Raw genomic sequence first — 16143 nt, 5'->3', positions numbered from 1 at the left:
AGGGCACTGCTCTTGAAAGCGTCGACGACGGACGCGTGACAACGGCCGTTCAAGCCTGAGGGCGATCGGGTGATTAGTCCGGAAGGTTCCCGTGCTCGTATCCCGTCGCGAAACTGCTGTATAACCGGGCCGCCATCGCACTCCCCGTCCCTGTCGAACCTCCCGAAGGGTTGCTTCGTGCCGTCCGGAATACGTTTCAGCGCGCGTGGGCGCCGTACCGTCGTCGTCGCGCTGGTCGCGGCTGCCGTGGCTGTAGCCGGGTGTTCCCCGAAGAACGGCAGCCGGAAGTCGTCGGGGAATCACGGGTCCCCGCGGACAGCGCAGGCCCAGCCAGAGCCGAAGAGGACATCGCGGCCCCCGTCCGCGCCCAAGCCGAGAACGGCCGCCCAGTTCGTGGCACGGGCCCGGCAGGCCATGAGCGCCGAGAAGGGGTGGACGTTCGTCCTGCACGGCAGCGAGTCCCTCGTCATGGCGGGGCAGGCGCCGTCCACCGCCACGTACACCGCGACCGCGCACCGCACCACCGCCCCTGAGGCGCTCCAGCAGACCGGCACGATCACCACCGGCAAGGGGGTCCGCAAGTCCGAGGCGGTGTACGTCGCCGGTGGCACCGGTTACGTCAAGGAGGGCGGCGAGGCCTGGAAGAAGGGGCCGCTGTCCGATCGCGACATCGCCAATGATGTCGAGGATCCCGTGGCCGACCTGGAGGCGTTCGGGGCGTACGCCAAGAGCGCGAAGGTGAGTCGTGCCGGGGCGGGCGGGGCTGACGTACGGCTTCAGGTCGCCGCTTCCGGCTGGCAGTTGTCGGCTGCCCGTAGCCGTCCCGCGCTGAAGCGGGCGGTGCGGGAGATGGAGCCCGCGCTGGTTCAGCTGCGGGGTGCCGGAGTGACGGCGACCGACAGCCGGATCACGCTCAAGAGCCTCACCGAGACCTGGGACCTGGACGCGGCGCAGGGCTACCGGCTCACCTCGCACCGCTACGCGTACACGTTCCTCATCCCGTACCAGGGTGGTGACATCACGGTGAGCCAGGAGGTGCGCGCCGACAACCGTGGCGTGTTCGCCGGAAGCGTGGTCCTGCCCTCCGGCGCCGCAGCAGCAAGGGAAGCAGCCTGATGAGTGAGAACGGCAGCGACACCGAGATCGTCGCCGTCGCCTACGGCGAAGGGTGGGACTCCGGGCGCGGGGCCGTGCTCGGGCCGATCAGCAGCGAGGCCGCGGCCGCGCGGGACGCCGCAGGAGAGCCGTACGCGGTGGTGCTGCGGCAGGCGGACCACCCCGCCGTGGTCGTCGCGCATGTGGCCTGGGCGCGCCACTACCTCGGACTATGGGTGTACGACGCACAGGGGCGGCGCTTCCTCGAACTGGACCTGCGACGCCTTGAGGCGGAGCGGCTCTTCCTCACCTACAGGCGCGCCTGGGCGTACGCGAGTGACCAGAGCCCGGAGTTCGCGGCGGACGCCGGGCGGCTGACGACCCAGCTGCGGCCGGGCGGGCGCGGCTCGCAGATCGTCGAACCGCAGGGCGACAAGGGCGGTTCGCGGCACACGGTAGCGGACGTGCCCGAGGAGCAACGATGGTTCCCCGCACCGGCGTTCGGGCGGTGGAAAGGGCTGTTCGCGCCGCTCGGCATCGACGTCGCCGACCGGTGCGAGCTGCGCGAGGACACGGACGCGGCCGTGGGCGGCGAAGGCGCCGAGCCCAACTGGCGGCCGCCGGAAGGGCTGCGCCCCCGGTACCTGGACGAGCTGTTCACTCCGGGCGCCCGCTTCTCGACGCCCGAGGCGGAGTACGCCGTGTGGGATCCGATCGCGGCGGGGACGTTGCGGCTGTCGAGCGGGCGGCTGGTGGCGCGCGACCCCACGTACGGGCAGTGCGAGCAGGACGCCGGGTTCACGGTGACCATGGCGCCCGGGAGTTACCCCGTGCAGCTCGCCTCCGCGGGGTACACGGTCGAGGGGCGGGGCCGGACGCTGATCTACGAGGAGTACACCGCGGCCCGCGTACTCGTCTCCGAACAGTCGGCAGTGCAGTGGGAGTTGGCGCTGCTCGAAGGTCAGGACGAACGCGTCCTGCGGGACGGGCAGTTCTACGGCTTCGGTGTGGACGCGGGCACCGGCGCCTTCGTCGACGCGACCATGGCCGAGGAGCTCGGCCGGCGGTTCCGGGACGGCCAGGTCGCGGGCGCGCAGGACGAGGACGACCACGGCATCGCGACCGTGGACGACCCGGCCACCGGCACCAACCTGATCGCCTACCCGAGCGGCCGGGGCGACGGCTCCTACCCCGTGTGGATCGGCCGGGACGCGGACGGCGACGTCACGTGCTTCGTGGCGGACATGCTGATCCTCGGCCAGGCGGAGCTACTGCCACAGCAACCTTAAGGTGAACGAATGTTCGAGAATGAAGTGAGCGAGATGCGGGCGGTACTGCCCGGCTACGCGATCGACATCGGAGCCGAGCCCCTGGACCGGCCCGCGCGGAACTCGGTGGGGGGCTGGCCCTTTCTCGACGACGGCGAGGAGTGGCCCGAGTGTTTCTGCGGCGAGCGGCTGGCGCTGTTCTTCCAGTTCGACATACCGCTGAACGTGGAGTCGTTCGGTGGAGACCACCTGTTGGTCTTCCACTGCCGCGCTCACAACGACGCGTCCAACCCTGAGCTGACCGGCGACGGCCGGCTCGTGCCGGCCTACTGGGACGCTCCGCAGCCGCCCTACCCGCGTCCATTCTGGCGTGTGCTGCTCCAGCGCCACGCGACGCGGCCGACGCCGGATCGCGAACCGTCCGTGCGCGCCCTGCCGTTGACGCTGCGGCCTCTGGCGGACACCCTCGACAGGCATGGGCGAGGAGCTCCCGGGTTCAAGGTGGGCGGTACGCCGTCCTGGGCGCAGGATCCCGAGTACTACCGGTGCGCGTGCGGCGCCGATCTGGTGTACCTCTGCCAGGTGCCGGAGGACTGGTCTTTCGACGTCCACCCCGGCTTGCCGGAGCAGCCCTACACCATCCACGCCGACACCTACCTCCTGTTCCTCGGCAATGAGGTCTATCTGCAGGCCTGCCCGGCCCACTGCGACCCGGCGGCAGTCTGGCCCGTGAACCAGAACTGACGACTGGAGCAATCCCGCATGTGCTCGGGAACGATGTACATCAACGGCCGACGACTGTGACGGTACTTGTGGACGCCGTGGTTCTCGCGTCGGTCGTAGCGGCTCTCGCGCTGACCCCGCGTGCCCTGGCCCGCCTCCCCGGTCCTGTCAGGGTGGCGGGCCGCTCCGTCTCCCCGCTCGTGGCACTGGCACTGGTGACCGGCCTGATCTACGTCAACCAGGCGCTGTTCACGGTGTACGTGCTCCGCGTGCACGACGGGGACGTGTCGTTCATCGCGCCCTATCTGCCCGTCGGCTGGTTCGACCTGGCCACGCACAACCCGGTGCTGCGCTCGCTCGCCCGCGGCTTCCCCGCACCGGAACTCCTCGCCCCCTCGGTGTTGCGGGTGCAGGCGTTCCTCGAACTCCCCTTCGTTCTGCTGGCCTTCGCCACGGTGGCGCGGTGGCTGGACCCGGGCCTGTACCGGCGGATCGCCCGGTCCTCGCTGCTGCCGCTCGCCTCGGCGTCGTACACGATCGTGTTCTGCGTCGTCGAATGGGACCTGCGCAACCCCTACACGGCCGACGACATCACGATCCGAGCCGTCTCCGCCGTGCTCACACCGCTGCTCATCGCCCGCATGGCGGCGCATGATTCCGCCGGCGCCCGGCCACTGACCGCCACGCGCCTCTTGCTCCACATCGCCTCACTGGGCGCTCTGGGGGTGCTGGTCCTCGTCGTGTACGACACGGCGTTGCTCTACAACCTGGGCAGGCTGCTCGAGCGAACTCCGTTGGCCCTTAAGGGCGTTGGCGCCCTCGGCGTACTCCGGTTGACGGTTGCCCGACTTCCGGCCCGCCCTCCCGAGCCGGGTCCCGCGGTCAGCCTGGTGGGGCAGGCCGTGCGCCGCTGGCTGGCCCTCTTCTTCGTTCCCGCTCTCGCGATCCGGTACGGCGTCACCTTCGGTACGCCGGCATTGGCCGCGGGCGCAGGCTTGTCGACCATGGCAGTGGCCGGCCTGTACGCCCTGCGGGACGTCTCGACGGTCCAGGATCCTCCCCCGTACCGGCATGTGTTCGGACTGGTGGCGCAACTCGTCGTCGCGTCGCTGGTCGGTGCCGGTGCGGCGTACATGGTCGCTCGTTGGGCCGCGGGCTCGTACTACGAGGCGACGCTGCTCCTGGCGAGCGCCGCGTTCCTGGTCGTGGCGATCACGGCGTGCGGGCTCCTCGACGCGGTGACCAAGCGCCGGGCGTCCATTTCCTCTCGCCCACTCGGCGACAGCCACGCCCCCGGCAGCTCGACCGACCGCAGTTGCACGCCGTTTCAAGGGAGGATTCCAGGTGGGTTCGGTTCATCGGATTCGATGGGGGACGGACCGGTTGGCGGACATCTCCCACGCGGGGAGTCGTGAGTTCCTACGGGGCGTTCTGGTCGTCGTTCGTCCACGACGTCTCCATCGGTGACTTCTCGACCGAGGACGTCGACTGGTGGCCCCCGGATTTCGAGAGGCAGTGAGGGCCCGACGGGGTGCTGATCCGGCTGTTCGAGCCGTTTCCAGGACCAGCCGCTCCGCCGCCGACATCACCTACAGCCGGGACGTGAAGGAGGAGACCTGGGCCCCCGTGCTCGTCGCTCACGTGTATGACAGCGATGTGGTCGCGGTGGAAGCGGAGAGCCCGAGGGGGCAGGTGGGAGTGCGAGCTGTCGCCGGAGATGGCGATGGATTCCTATGGAGCCACGGAGCAGGTGATCGAATGGAACGAGGCGGCACTCGAACCCGCCTTGGCCTGGGTGAGGGAGGCCGGTCGCGAACCGGACGCCGAGGCCGTGACTCCCACGCATGGTCACTTCGCACGGCGTGCCCCGGGCACTCGCACGACCGGCACGCTGCGGGTCTCGCGCGACTGTGGTCGGGCCTGGGGCCGCGGGCGATGTACCGGCACGGGCGCGAGGCTCCGCCGGTCGAATCGGCCGGCCGTTCCGGCCGAGGGAAGCGCCGATGTACCTCCCCGGTCCGGGTCTGACCCAGGGGAACGAGGAACTCGCGCCGCTCAGCCCATGGTGCCGGTCAGTCGCGCGGTACCTCCTCGTCGCCGAGGATCAGCATGTCGGCGACGAAGCAGGTGACCTCGCCGTCGGCGTCGCGCCCGATCCACACCGGGTAGGTGCCGTCGCCCATGCCGCTCGGGTAGGCGATGAGGCTGCCGCCGGACTCCGGGTCGTCGCGGACGAGGATGCCGTCGGGACCGGGGTTCTGGGCGAGCGTGTTCTCGCGGCCGGTGAGCCGGGGGGCCGCAGCGGCGTCCACGAAGCAGCCGGTGCCGCTGTCCACGCCGAAGCCGTAGAACTCGCCGTCCCTCAGGGTGCGCGGGTCCTCGCCGGGACGCAGGGCCAACTCCCATGCCACCGTGGACTTTTCGGAGACGAGGACACGTGCCGCGGTGTAGTCCTCGATGTGGACGGGCGTGTCCTCGTACGCGCTCGTGTAGGCGGCGGTCGCGATCTCTGCACGGTAGTCGCCGGGGGGTACGGCGACCGTGAAGGGCTTGCCGGGAGTGATCCAGTTCGGGTCGCAGGCGATCACCTGGCCTGTCGGGAGGCGCAACACCCCGGCGTCGATGACACGTTGGACGACGTACGGGCCCGCTTCGCCGTCGTACGGCGGGGAGAAGCGCGTGCCGAGCGTGAACATACCGTCGAGGTGGCGAGGGCGGAGGGGAGCGGGCGGCTGCCAGTTCGCGACGGCGAAGGCGGTGGCGAGGGGCGTCGGATTCGTCTCCGGTGCCTCGCGGAGGGCGTCCGGGAACTGCCCGTCGGTCACGAGGGCCACTGTCCACTCCCAGGCACCGAATTCGGGTGCCGGTACCCAGCGCTGTTCGTCCGGCATGCCGGCCATGGTGTGCAGTGAGCCGCCTCCGCTTCCCCGCGGTTCGGACACCTTGCGGCCGCGACCGTCCGGGTAGAGATCGACCCGGACCCGTCCCGCCTGCTCCGCGAACTCCGGCATGTCCTCGCTGTCGTAGCGCCATTGCCCGAGGTGGCGCAGGAAGAGACGTTCGGGCTCCAGGCGGCGCATGTCCACTTCACGGGTGCGCCGGCCCTGGTCGTCGTACGCCCAGATGCCGAAGTAGCCCTGTGCCCAGACGATGTGCAGCACGGCGACCGGCTGCGGGTGTCCCTCCTCGCGCAGCACCACGGCGTACCGCTCGCCGGCCGTGTCCCGGGCCTCGGCCCGCTGTCTGCTCATCGGGCCGAGAACCGTGCGGGACGCGGCGTCCCAGTCCTCCCCGTACGTCACGTCGATGATCACGTATGGTCCAGCGCGCCGCTGTCCGAAACAGTCACAGGGCGGGTGGGCGCGCCCCCTGCGCCGAGCCCGAAGGTGGCGCGCCCGAGTGTCAGAGAACCTCGACCGAGGGCTTGCCGTTCGTCCCCACCGTGATGCGGTGCGCGGTCCACGTGCCGTCCGTCGCCTGGCCGACGGCGATGGCGTCGCCGCCCGGGGTCTGAGCGATCTGGGGCTCCGCGGCGGGGAGGAGGGTGCGCGGGTCGCCGCCTGCCAGCGGGGTGGCCTGGAGGGGGCCGCCGGGGCCCGGAGTGGTGCCGTACGGCGGGCGGTAGGAGGTGAGGAGCCACTCGCCGGCCAGGCCCACGAAGGCGGTGCCGGTCGAGTACTGCGATACGGGTACCACGCTCTGCGCGCCGGCCGGGTCGTCGCGCCGTACGACCCGGGCCTGGGCCGCGCCCTCGTGGTACACCGCGATATGCGTCGGGGAGATCGCCGCCTGGAGGTAGAGCGAGTCGTCGTCCGTCGCGTGCGTCGCGATGGTGGTGATCGTGCCGGTGGCGAAGTCGAGCAGTCCGATGTCGGTCGCGTGGCGGAACCGGATGAGTGCCGAGGTGCCGTCACCCGCCAGCACCGTCTGCTCCTTGGTGAGGGGCTCGGGCGGGTCCACGGGGAGGTCGCTGGTGATGGTTCCGTCGTCCGACACGTGCAGGACGTGGAGGCGGAACGCCTGCCACACCTCGTTGTACTCCTGCGTGATCAGCGTGGACCCGAAGGCGGCGGCGACGTACTGCCCGTCGGGCACGGTGACGTTGATGGTCGTGCCGGTCGCCGGGTTCGTCAGCTGGGCCTGGCCGCCGGCGTACTGCTGCGAGGTGAGGACGGTGTCGCTGCCGGTGCCGTAGTACCCGTACTGGCCAGGCAGTGCGCCGCTGTAGGTGTCGAGCGTCCGCTCGGTTCCGTCGAAGCCGCGCCAGGTGTAGGGCCCGGCCGAACCGTCGGCGTTCGCGCGGCGGTGCAGATAGCCGGTGTCACCGGCGGCGTAGAGGGAGTCCTGTACGTACTGGACCGGAGCCGGATCCGTGGTCTTCGAAGCGGTCGAGGCGGCGATGGTCTGGGCACTGAGGGCGACGCCCGACGCGCTCGCGCTCGGCGCTACGGCGACCACCGTCGCGGCGGCGAGGGTGAGCGCCGTCAGCAAGGCTGCGGTGGGCGGGAGCGGGTGCCTTCGCGGCATACGGACCTCCAAGTGGTGGACAGGGGACGGCGGTTGATGCCGGTGCCCACTCGTCGCGGGCGGCCGTCCGTCGAAAGCGCGCGAAGTTAACACGTGCCGCGGTCGCACTTCCATTCGAATCTCATATGCCGATAATTCAGGGCAAATAGCCCCGTAGACGCTTGAGGGAAGCGAATGGTTGTACGAGACCGTACGGCTCACCGCATGACCTTTGTCACTTCCGTCACACGTGATGTTCCTCGTCGTCGACCCGCTGGGTCTGGTGGACCCATGGGGACGACAGGGGACGACAAGGGGGGCGGAGTCATGGAGGAGCGGACGCCGGTCGAATGGCGGATGCGGCGGTACGCGGAGCAGTTCGTGCAGCAGATCACGGCGCGGAACCGGCTGCCACTGGACTACTCCGTGAACAGCCTCCGCGTGGTCGACTTCATCGTCGACGGGCTGCGCAAGGGGACGCCCGACCGCGGCAGCGTCCAGTCGGTGCTGTTCGGACTCGGCGCCTACGCCGGTGAGGTGCTCGTGCGGCGCGCCGGGGCCGAGTGGGTCGAATTCGACGCCGATCAACGAGAGTTGTTCGGTCAGCCCGTCGGCGTACGGATGCCCGACGGACGCGTGTGGAACCCGCTCGGCAAGGTCGTGAAGCGCTTCGAGGCGGGTGAGCGGGAGTCCTTACGGATGCTGTACCTGCAGCTGCACGGGCGGGCGCCCCGGCCCCTCGCCTGCGAGCAGCGGTCGGCCTGAGAGGCCTGGGAGGCCTGGGAGGCCTGAGAGGTCTGAGATGCGTGAGGTGCCCGGGACGAGTTGCCTGAGGCGCCGGGGACCGAGATACCTGACACGTCCGGGACCGAGATACCTGATACGTCCGGGACGTCTGACGCGCTGTGACATTTCTGTGCGGCCTGGCGCTGATGACCATGGGGGTGTCGACGCGACCGGTCGTGTCGGCAGTGGGAATTCGGGCGAACTCGGTACGAACGAGGACAGTGTTGGGCCAGGGAGGGGAATCCCGCCGCGTGCAGGCGTACGACCGGGAACTGGGCGTGGCCGTCGCGCGGGCGCAGGAAGGCGACGAGGCCGCCTTCGCGGTCGCGTACCGGATCGTGCAGCCGGGACTGCTCGGGTATCTGCGGGGAATCGTCGGCGACGACGCGGAGGACGTGGCGTCCGACGCATGGCTGGAGATCGCGCGGGATCTGGGACGGTTCCGCGGGGACGGCGCAGGGTTCCGCGGCTGGACCGCGACCATCGCCCGGCACCGGGCGCTGGACCACCTGCGGCGGCTGAAGGTACGGCCCCGGGGAACCGCGATCGAACAGGACCTGCTGGAGCTGCCCGGCAGGCACAGCACGCACGACGAGGCGATGGAGACCCTCTCCACGGAGTACGCGCTGGAGCTGGTCTCGCGGCTGCCGCGAGACCAGGCCGAGGCCGTGCTGCTGCGGGTCGTGGTCGGTCTCGACGGGCCCGCGGCGGCACGGGTGCTGGGCAAGCGGCCGGGCGCGGTGCGCACCGCCGCCCACCGTGGCCTGAAGCGGCTCGCGCGGCAGCTCGGCGCCCAAGGTGTGACGGATGAGCGACCCCGGACGCTGGGGGAATCGGGATGAACGGCAAGAAGTCACCGAACGGCAGGACGCCGTCGGGCGGAGAGGGAAATGGGACCGGACATGGGTGAACGACACAGCGACGGCGGATCCTCCGACCGTCGGGTCGCGCATCCGACGCGTCACTTGAGTGAAGCCGGCCCGAGGGTTCCGCGGACGCCGGATTCACAGACCTCGGCTCCTCAGGCGCCCGCTTCGGACGTACCCGCGCTGGAAGCGCTGCTCGCCGCCGCCATGCGCGGCCGTGCGAACGACGCCGAGGCGGAGGCGCAGGCCGTCGCCGCCTTCCGCGCCGCGCGGGACGAGGGTGCGCACGCCGCGCGTACCCGGCGGCGGGACGACTGGCGGCCGCGCGAGCAGCGACGGGTGAGTCGCTCCCTGAAGGCCACGTTCGCCGTGCTGCTGGCGAGTCTGACGCTGGGCGGGGTCGCCGTTGCGGCCATCGGTTCGTCATCGGACGACGACGCGGACGATCGGAGCAGGACCGAGCCGTCGAGCAGCGCCCCGGACCGGTCCGCCCCCGAGTCCACCGGGCCCGACTTTTCCGGTTCCCCAGCCCCCGGCGCCTCTGCGCAGGCCGACCCTTCCGCCCACCCCTCCCAGGCTCAGGACACCGAGGCCCACTGCCGCGCGTACGAATCGGTCAAGGGCCGGGGCAATGCCCTGAACTCGACGGCCTGGCAGCGGCTGATCACCGCCGCGGGCGGCGAGGAGAACGTCGCGGCGTACTGCGCCGAGCAGTTGGGTGAGGACACCGAGCTCCCGAACGGGAAAACGAAGAAGGCGGACAGCACGCCGAGCCCGGCCACCCCGGCGTCGTCCCCGATACCGAAGCCGACGAAGTCCAAGGGCAGGCCGTAGAGCCAAGCGCAGGCCGTAGAGCCAAGGGCAGGCCGTAGAGCCAAGGGCAGGCCGTAGAGCCAAGGGCAGGCCGTAGAGCCAAGGGCAGCACGTAGAGCCAAGGACAGGCCGTAGAGCCACAGGCCGGATTCGGGAAAGTCGCGCCGGAGGGCTCCTTCGGCGCGTCCACGCGCGCCCTCCGCCCTCGCCGATGGCAACGGCCGGGGCCGCCACCCCCCACAGGAGAGGCCCCGGCCGTCGCGCGGCACGGGCCGCGCGGCGGCCCGTACTCTCTACAGCGCCGCGGCTGCGTTTTGTGTCACACCTCGCTCCGTCACGAGATAGTTGCATGCTGTACGAACATGGACGGGGAGCGGTTTCACGCCGTAACGTGCCAATCGCGCCGCGGCGCGGACCAGGGACGGACCGACGAAGGACCCACGACCGCAACCATCGATTGAGCAACCACGATGGCGATCCACCACGTCCGCGAGAGCGGCGCCGGTTGGGGCGCAAAGAGGTGCGGACACGGTCCGCGAGAGCGGCGCCGGTCGAGGCGCAAAGAGGGGCGCGGTGCTGGGGGACGACGCGGAGCTGACCGCCGCGGTGCTTGCGGCACAGGACGGGAACGAGACCGCGTTCCGGACTGTGTACCGCGCGGTGCACCCGCGGCTGCTCGGATACGTACGGACGCTGGTCGGTGACCCGGACGCGGAGGACGTCACGTCCGAGGCCTGGCTGCAGATCGCCCGGGACCTGGAGCGGTTCAGCGGGGACGCGGACCGGTTCCGCGGCTGGGCGGCCCGGATCGCCCGCAACCGCGCCCTGGACCACATACGGATGCGCGGGCGGCGCCCCGCGATCGGCGGCGACGAGACCGAACTGACCGGGAAGGCCGCCGAGTCGGACACCGCGGGCGAGGCCATCGAGGCGCTCGCCACCGACAGCACCCTGTCGCTCATCGCCCAGCTCCCGCAGGACCAGGCGGAGGCCGTCGTGCTGCGCGTCGTGGTCGGCCTCGACGCCAAGACCGCCGCCGAGACCCTCGGTAAGCGCCCCGGCGCCGTCCGCACGGCGGCGCACCGCGGTCTGAAGCGGCTCGCGGAGCTGCTCGGCGGGGATCCGGAATCCGCCGGCGCGCTCGACGCCGTTCCCCCACAAAGAGGCTCGCGCACACGCGCGGTAACGTCGGCGGGTGTGACGCATCTGCGTTCGCGGACGCAGAAGGACATGTGATGGCCGACGAGCAGTACAGATGGCTGGACCGCGATGCCGCGGAGCGTTTGTTGCGCGGAGAGCCGCTGGAAGCCGTCGACGCCGACACCCGCGAGCAGGCGGACCGACTCGCCGACGCGCTCGGCGCGCTCGCCGCCGGACCCGCGCTGAACAGCGCCGAACTCCCGGGCGAGGCCGCCGCGTTGGCCGCGTTCCGCAAGGCGCGCACGGGCCGGGAGAACGAGCCCGCCCAGCTCGGCCGCCGTGGCCTCGCGCACCCCGCGGCCCATGCTTCCGACGCCGGTCTGGTACGTCTCGGACGCGCCGCCGGGAGCGGGCGCCGGGCCCGTTGGGGACGCCCCACCCGCTTCGGACTCGCCGCGGCGCTGGCCGCCGGGATGCTCAGCGGGGTCGCCGTCGCGGCCGGAACCGGAGTGCTGCCGACTCCGTTCAGTAATGAGCGACCCAGCCCTGCCGCCTCGGTCACGGCCGCCGTGACACCGGATCGGCCGCTCGTCTCGCCGTCCCCCGGGGCTTCGGGGAACGGCGACTCCCAGGCGCCGACGCCCGACGGCACCACGCGTGGCCCGTCCGGCGAGGATTCCCCGAACGACGAGGCGGCCGGTGGCGCCGCCAGCGGGCAGCCGCGCTCGGAGAGCACCGGTAAGTCCGGCCGCACCCACGATTGGTGGCGCCGTACCCGCTCGTCCTGCCGTGATGTCCTCGACGGCAAGGATCTGGACGCGGGCCGCAGGCGCGCCCTGGAGGACGTCGCGGGCGGCAGCGGCCGGGTGTGGACGTACTGCCGCGGCCTTCTGGACCGGTTGGACGGCAGCTCCGCGGGCCAGTACGGCGACGGCGGCGACGACAAGGGCACGGACCATGGCGACCACGGGGATCAGGGCGACCAGGGCGGTGACGACGACGGCAACCACATACTGCCGGGCGGCACCGACCATCAAGACAACGGCGGCATCCTCACCCCGTCGCCCTCGGCCCCGGCCCTGAGCCCGCTGCTGCCGAGGAAGACCATCACGACTCCGGCGCCGTCCCCGACGTACAGCCTGCTGGGTCCTCTCGCCGGCAACTGAGTCGCGAGCTCTCACCGACCGCCGAACTGCGGGCTTTCGTCGGCTGCCGAACTGTGACCTCGCGCAGGTGACCGAGCCGCGAGCCTTCACCGGTGACTTGACTGGCGAGCTCTCGCCGGCTGCCGAACCGCGAGCTCTCACCGGCAACTGAGTCGCGAGCTCTCACCGGCCGCCGACCCGCGAGCTCTCACCGCCGCCGACCCGCGGGCCTCATCAACTGCCGAACCACACGGCACCTCGCTGACCTGCGGTTTCGTAATTCTCTGAAGTTTCTCCGGCTCGGGTGTGACGTTTTCGGCCGCCGTGGCGCAGTAATGGGTGAGCCGACTGGTCATCGGCCGTAGCACGGAGCCGGGGTTCCCCCCGTACCCATGGCTCTGTGCAACTGGCGCGGGCGGGACACGTTCCCCCGGTCCCGCCCGCGCCCCACTCTCCTTCTCCGCTCTCCCCGCCGGGCCGGTCGGTCACCAGTAGACGACGACCTTGTCCCCGTTGCGGACCTGCGCGAACAGCGCGGCGATCTTCCCCTCGTCCCGGACGTTGACGCAGCCGTGCGAGGCGCCGTAGTAGCCCCGGGCCGCGAAGTCCGAGGAGTAGTGGACCGCTTGGCCGCCGCTGAAGAACATCGCGTACGGCATGGACGTGTGGTAGATCGTCGACACGTGGTAGCGCGACTTGAAGTAGACGCTGAACACACCCTCGCGGGTCGGCGTGTACTGCGAGCCGAACCGCACCTCCATCGTCGAGACCGTCCTCCCGTCGATCATCCAGCGCAGGGTGCGGCTGGTCTTGCTGACGCACAGCACGCGGCCCGTCATACAGCGCGGATCCGGCGGCGCGGCCGGCTGCCCGCCGTACGGGTAGAGCTCCCAGGCGGCCGGCTTGTGCGTCATCCTCCGCAGCCGCTCCCAGGTGACGGTGTCCAGCCGGCCGGTGCGCGGCAGGCCCCGTTTGCCCTGGAAGCCCTTCACGGCGTCGACCGTCGGGGCGTCGTACGTCCCCGTCGGCGCGGTGATGAGCCAGGCGACCTGGTGCAGCCGGGCCTGGAGCTCACGGATGTCGGTGCCCTTGTCGCCACGGGACCACAGGACTTTGGGGGCGGGGGCGTCGGGCTTGCCGTCCTCGGGCGTGGAGGTGGACGTGGGCGTGCGCGTCGGTGTGGACGTAGCCGAACGGCCGGCCGGAGCGGGCGGCGGCGTCTTCCCGTGCGCGTCCACGGCCTGTGCCGTACATCCGCTCACCGCGACGAGAGCCGCGACGGCGGCCAGTGATCTCTTCATACCTTTCGTCATACCTGTCGTACGCATCCGGCCCCCCCGTTTCGGCGATGTGTCACCTGAGATGCTCCCCGCGCGTGACCGGTTGCGAACTAGGCGGCATGGTGGAGAGCGAGACCATGCAACAGGTCCGTGAAGCGGTCTGTGAGGAAGGTCCCAGCGTGGGCCACTCCACCGGTCGCACGGCCGCGACTACAGTCCGTCGCGAGGGTCGGGTCCTACTAGTCAGTAGCATCAGCGGGAGGCACAGCACATGGCGCGCGAATCCGAGTCCGGTCTGCCCATCGAACCGGTGTACGGGCCGGAGACGCTGGAGAGCTGGGACCCTGCCGAGAAGCTGGGCGCGCCGGGCTCTTACCCCTTCACCCGTGGCGTGTACCCGTCGATGTACACGGGCCGTCCGTGGACGATGCGGCAGTACGCCGGTTTCGGTACGGCCGTGGAGTCGAACGCCCGCTACAAGCAGCTGATCGCCAACGGCACGATGGGTCTCTCGGTCGCCTTCGACCTGCCGACCCAGATGGGCCACGACTCGGACGCCGCCATCGCACACGGTGAGGTCGGCAAGGTGGGCGTGGCGATCGACTCGGTCGAGGACATGCGGATCCTGTTCGGCGGCATCCCGCTGGACAAGGTCTCCACGTCGATGACGATCAACGCGCCCGCGGCGCTGCTCCTGCTGATGTACCAGCTGGTCGGCGAGGAGCAGGGGGTGCCGGCCGACCAGCTGACGGGCACGATCCAGAACGACGTGCTCAAGGAGTACATCGCGCGCGGGACCTACATCTTCCCGCCGAAGCCCTCCCTGCGCCTGATCGCGGACATCTTCAAGTACTGCAAGGCCGAGATCCCGAAGTGGAACACGATCTCGATCTCGGGCTACCACATGGCGGAGGCGGGCGCGTCGCCCGCACAGGAGATCGCGTTCACGCTCGCCGACGGCATCGAGTACGTCCGTACGGCGGTCGCGGCCGGCATGGACGTGGACGACTTCGCCCCCCGGCTCTCCTTCTTCTTCGTCGCCCGCACGACGATCCTGGAGGAGGTCGCCAAATTCCGCGCCGCGCGCCGGATCTGGGCCCGGGTGATGAAGGACGAGTTCGGCGCGAAGAACCCCAAGTCCCTGATGCTGCGCTTCCACACGCAGACGGCGGGCGTGCAGCTGACGGCGCAGCAGCCGGAGGTGAACCTGGTCCGCGTCGCCGTCCAGGGCCTGGCCGCGGTGCTCGGCGGCACGCAGTCGCTGCACACGAACTCCTTCGACGAGGCGATCGCGCTGCCGACCGACAAGTCCGCGCGGCTGGCCCTGCGGACGCAGCAGGTCCTGGCGTACGAGACGGATGTGACGGCGACGGTGGATCCCTTCGCGGGCTCGTACGTCATCGAGAAGATGACGGACGACGTGGAGGAGGCCGCGGTCGAACTCATGGCCAGGGTCGAGGAGTTGGGCGGCGCGGTCAACGCGATCGAGAACGGCTTCCAGAAGTCCGAGATCGAGCACAGCGCCTACCGCATCGCCCAGGAGACCGACTCCGGCGAGCGGGTCGTGGTCGGCGTCAACCGCTTCCAGCTCGACGAGGAAGAGCCGTACGAGCCGCTGCGGGTCGACCCGGCCATCGAGGCCCAGCAGGCCGAACGCCTGGCGAAGCTGCGGGCGGAGCGGGACCAGGCCGCGGTCGACGCCGCCCTCGCCGACCTGAAGAAGGCGGCGGAGGGCACGGACAACGTCCTCTACCCGATGAAGGACGCCCTCCGCGCCCGGGCGACGGTGGGCGAGGTGTGCAACGCGCTGCGGGAGGTCTGGGGGACTTACGTGCCGTCGGATGCCTTCTGACCTGGGTAATTACTCCGTAAGGGTGATCGGGGGCGGAAACCGCACGCCCCCGGTTACGCTCGTGAAGAGTGACCCCGAAAAGGAGGATGCCGTGGCTGTACTGCAGCACGAGCTGACGTTGGGCGAAGCCGCCGATCAGCTTTCCCGTGCACTGCCTGGGCACCGCGTGGAGATTCTCCAGGGGAGGCTCACTGTGACACCGCCGCCGGACGGCTCGCACGCGCTGTCGCTGACGAAAGCGTGCCGGGCGCTCGAACGTGCGGGCATCGACGGGAGCGGGGCCGAATGGGCCCAGGGCATCGGGCTCTGGCTGCCCACACTGCCCGAGGACTTCGCGATTCCTGACCTCTCCGTCGTGGACGAGGACTTCCGCGACGCCCACGTCACGAAGAACTACTACGCCCCGAACGTCTTCCGTCTGGTCGTCGAGGTGACGTCGTCGAACTGGTCCGATGACCTCTACGTCAAGGTCGAGTGCTATGCCCAGGCCGATGTCCCGGCCTATCTGGTCGTGGACCGCAAGCACGACGAGGTGCTCCTCTACACCGACCCGGCCGACGGCAAGTACCCCGATCCGCAGCGCTTCAAGCGCGGCCAGAGCGTGCCGGTGCCGGAAGCCGTCGGTGTCCGTGTCGATCTCTCCGTGGACACCCTGCTCGACGGCTGACT

The 16143-nt window shown here is 70.5% G+C and carries 14 protein-coding genes; 11 read left to right on the top strand and 3 right to left on the bottom strand.

Annotation, left to right across the window (positions count from 1 at the left end; translation table 11 throughout):
• Window positions 1-414 precede the first annotated feature (414 nt).
• Genes ACIBK0_RS08035 through ACIBK0_RS08020 form a run of 4 tightly spaced genes read left to right on the top strand, consistent with a single transcriptional unit; the run spans window position 415 to window position 4501 of the window.
• Complete coding sequence (locus tag ACIBK0_RS08035) at window positions 415-1116, top strand: hypothetical protein (RefSeq protein ID WP_399076873.1); 702 nt, start codon at window positions 415-417, stop codon at window positions 1114-1116.
• Window positions 1116-2384 carry a DUF4241 domain-containing protein gene (locus ACIBK0_RS08030; protein WP_399076871.1) on the top strand — a complete coding sequence of 423 codons (1269 nt, stop codon included), beginning with the start codon at window positions 1116-1118 and terminating at the stop codon, window positions 2382-2384. Before ACIBK0_RS08035 ends, ACIBK0_RS08030 begins: the two co-directional genes overlap by 1 nt.
• A gap of 9 nt (window positions 2385-2393) precedes the next feature.
• Window positions 2394-3107: a hypothetical protein gene (locus ACIBK0_RS08025; RefSeq protein WP_399076868.1), complete on the top strand. Its 714-nt coding sequence runs from the start codon at window positions 2394-2396 to the stop codon at window positions 3105-3107.
• 56 nt (window positions 3108-3163) lie between these two features.
• Window positions 3164-4501, top strand: coding sequence for a hypothetical protein (locus ACIBK0_RS08020; protein ID WP_399076866.1), 1338 nt, complete (start codon window positions 3164-3166; stop codon window positions 4499-4501).
• A gap of 657 nt (window positions 4502-5158) precedes the next feature.
• Here ACIBK0_RS08020 and ACIBK0_RS08015 read toward each other — a convergent pair.
• Both ACIBK0_RS08015 and ACIBK0_RS08010 read right to left on the bottom strand, forming a co-directional pair.
• Entirely contained in the window at window positions 5159-6400 is a 1242-nt protein-coding gene (locus tag ACIBK0_RS08015) for a DUF4241 domain-containing protein (RefSeq protein WP_399076864.1), read from the bottom strand.
• Window positions 6401-6488: 88 nt separating this feature from the next.
• Entirely contained in the window at window positions 6489-7613 is a 1125-nt protein-coding gene (locus ACIBK0_RS08010) for a hypothetical protein (RefSeq protein WP_399076862.1), read from the bottom strand.
• A 270-nt stretch (window positions 7614-7883) separates the two neighbouring features.
• On the opposite strand from ACIBK0_RS08010, the gene ACIBK0_RS08005 reads away from it, so the two are divergent.
• From ACIBK0_RS08005 to ACIBK0_RS07985, 5 genes are all read left to right on the top strand, one after another.
• The gene (locus ACIBK0_RS08005; protein WP_399076860.1) at window positions 7884-8357 is read left to right on the top strand and encodes a hypothetical protein; all 474 of its coding nucleotides are present in this window, start codon (window positions 7884-7886) and stop codon (window positions 8355-8357) included.
• A 245-nt stretch (window positions 8358-8602) separates the two neighbouring features.
• The gene (locus ACIBK0_RS08000; RefSeq protein ID WP_399076858.1) at window positions 8603-9220 is read left to right on the top strand and encodes an RNA polymerase sigma factor; all 618 of its coding nucleotides are present in this window, start codon (window positions 8603-8605) and stop codon (window positions 9218-9220) included.
• Between the two features lie 60 nt (window positions 9221-9280).
• Window positions 9281-10078, top strand: coding sequence for a hypothetical protein (locus tag ACIBK0_RS07995; RefSeq protein WP_399076856.1), 798 nt, complete (start codon window positions 9281-9283; stop codon window positions 10076-10078).
• Between the two features lie 552 nt (window positions 10079-10630).
• A complete protein-coding gene (locus tag ACIBK0_RS07990) occupies window positions 10631-11293 on the top strand; it encodes an RNA polymerase sigma factor (protein WP_399076854.1) in 663 nt (220 codons plus the stop codon).
• Window positions 11293-12363: a hypothetical protein gene (locus ACIBK0_RS07985; protein ID WP_399076852.1), complete on the top strand. Its 1071-nt coding sequence runs from the start codon at window positions 11293-11295 to the stop codon at window positions 12361-12363. Before ACIBK0_RS07990 ends, ACIBK0_RS07985 begins: the two co-directional genes overlap by 1 nt.
• Before the next feature lie 464 nt (window positions 12364-12827).
• Here ACIBK0_RS07985 and ACIBK0_RS07980 read toward each other — a convergent pair whose 3' ends face one another.
• A complete protein-coding gene (locus tag ACIBK0_RS07980; protein ID WP_399076850.1) occupies window positions 12828-13643 on the bottom strand; it encodes a L,D-transpeptidase family protein in 816 nt (271 codons plus the stop codon).
• Window positions 13644-13893: 250 nt separating this feature from the next.
• Here ACIBK0_RS07980 and ACIBK0_RS07975 point away from each other — a divergent pair, with 250 nt between their 5' ends.
• Together ACIBK0_RS07975 and ACIBK0_RS07970 are read left to right on the top strand one after the other, a co-directional pair.
• A complete protein-coding gene (locus ACIBK0_RS07975) occupies window positions 13894-15474 on the top strand; it encodes a methylmalonyl-CoA mutase (RefSeq protein WP_399076848.1) in 1581 nt (526 codons plus the stop codon).
• A gap of 91 nt (window positions 15475-15565) precedes the next feature.
• The gene (locus ACIBK0_RS07970; protein WP_399076846.1) at window positions 15566-16141 is read left to right on the top strand and encodes a Uma2 family endonuclease; all 576 of its coding nucleotides are present in this window, start codon (window positions 15566-15568) and stop codon (window positions 16139-16141) included.
• Window positions 16142-16143: the final 2 nt, after the last annotated feature.

This window comes from Streptomyces sp. NPDC050564, assembly GCF_044457265.1.
In the GTDB taxonomy this organism is placed as follows: Bacteria; Actinomycetota; Actinomycetes; order Streptomycetales; family Streptomycetaceae; genus Streptomyces.
This window is presented reverse-complemented; position numbering and strand designations above follow the sequence as displayed.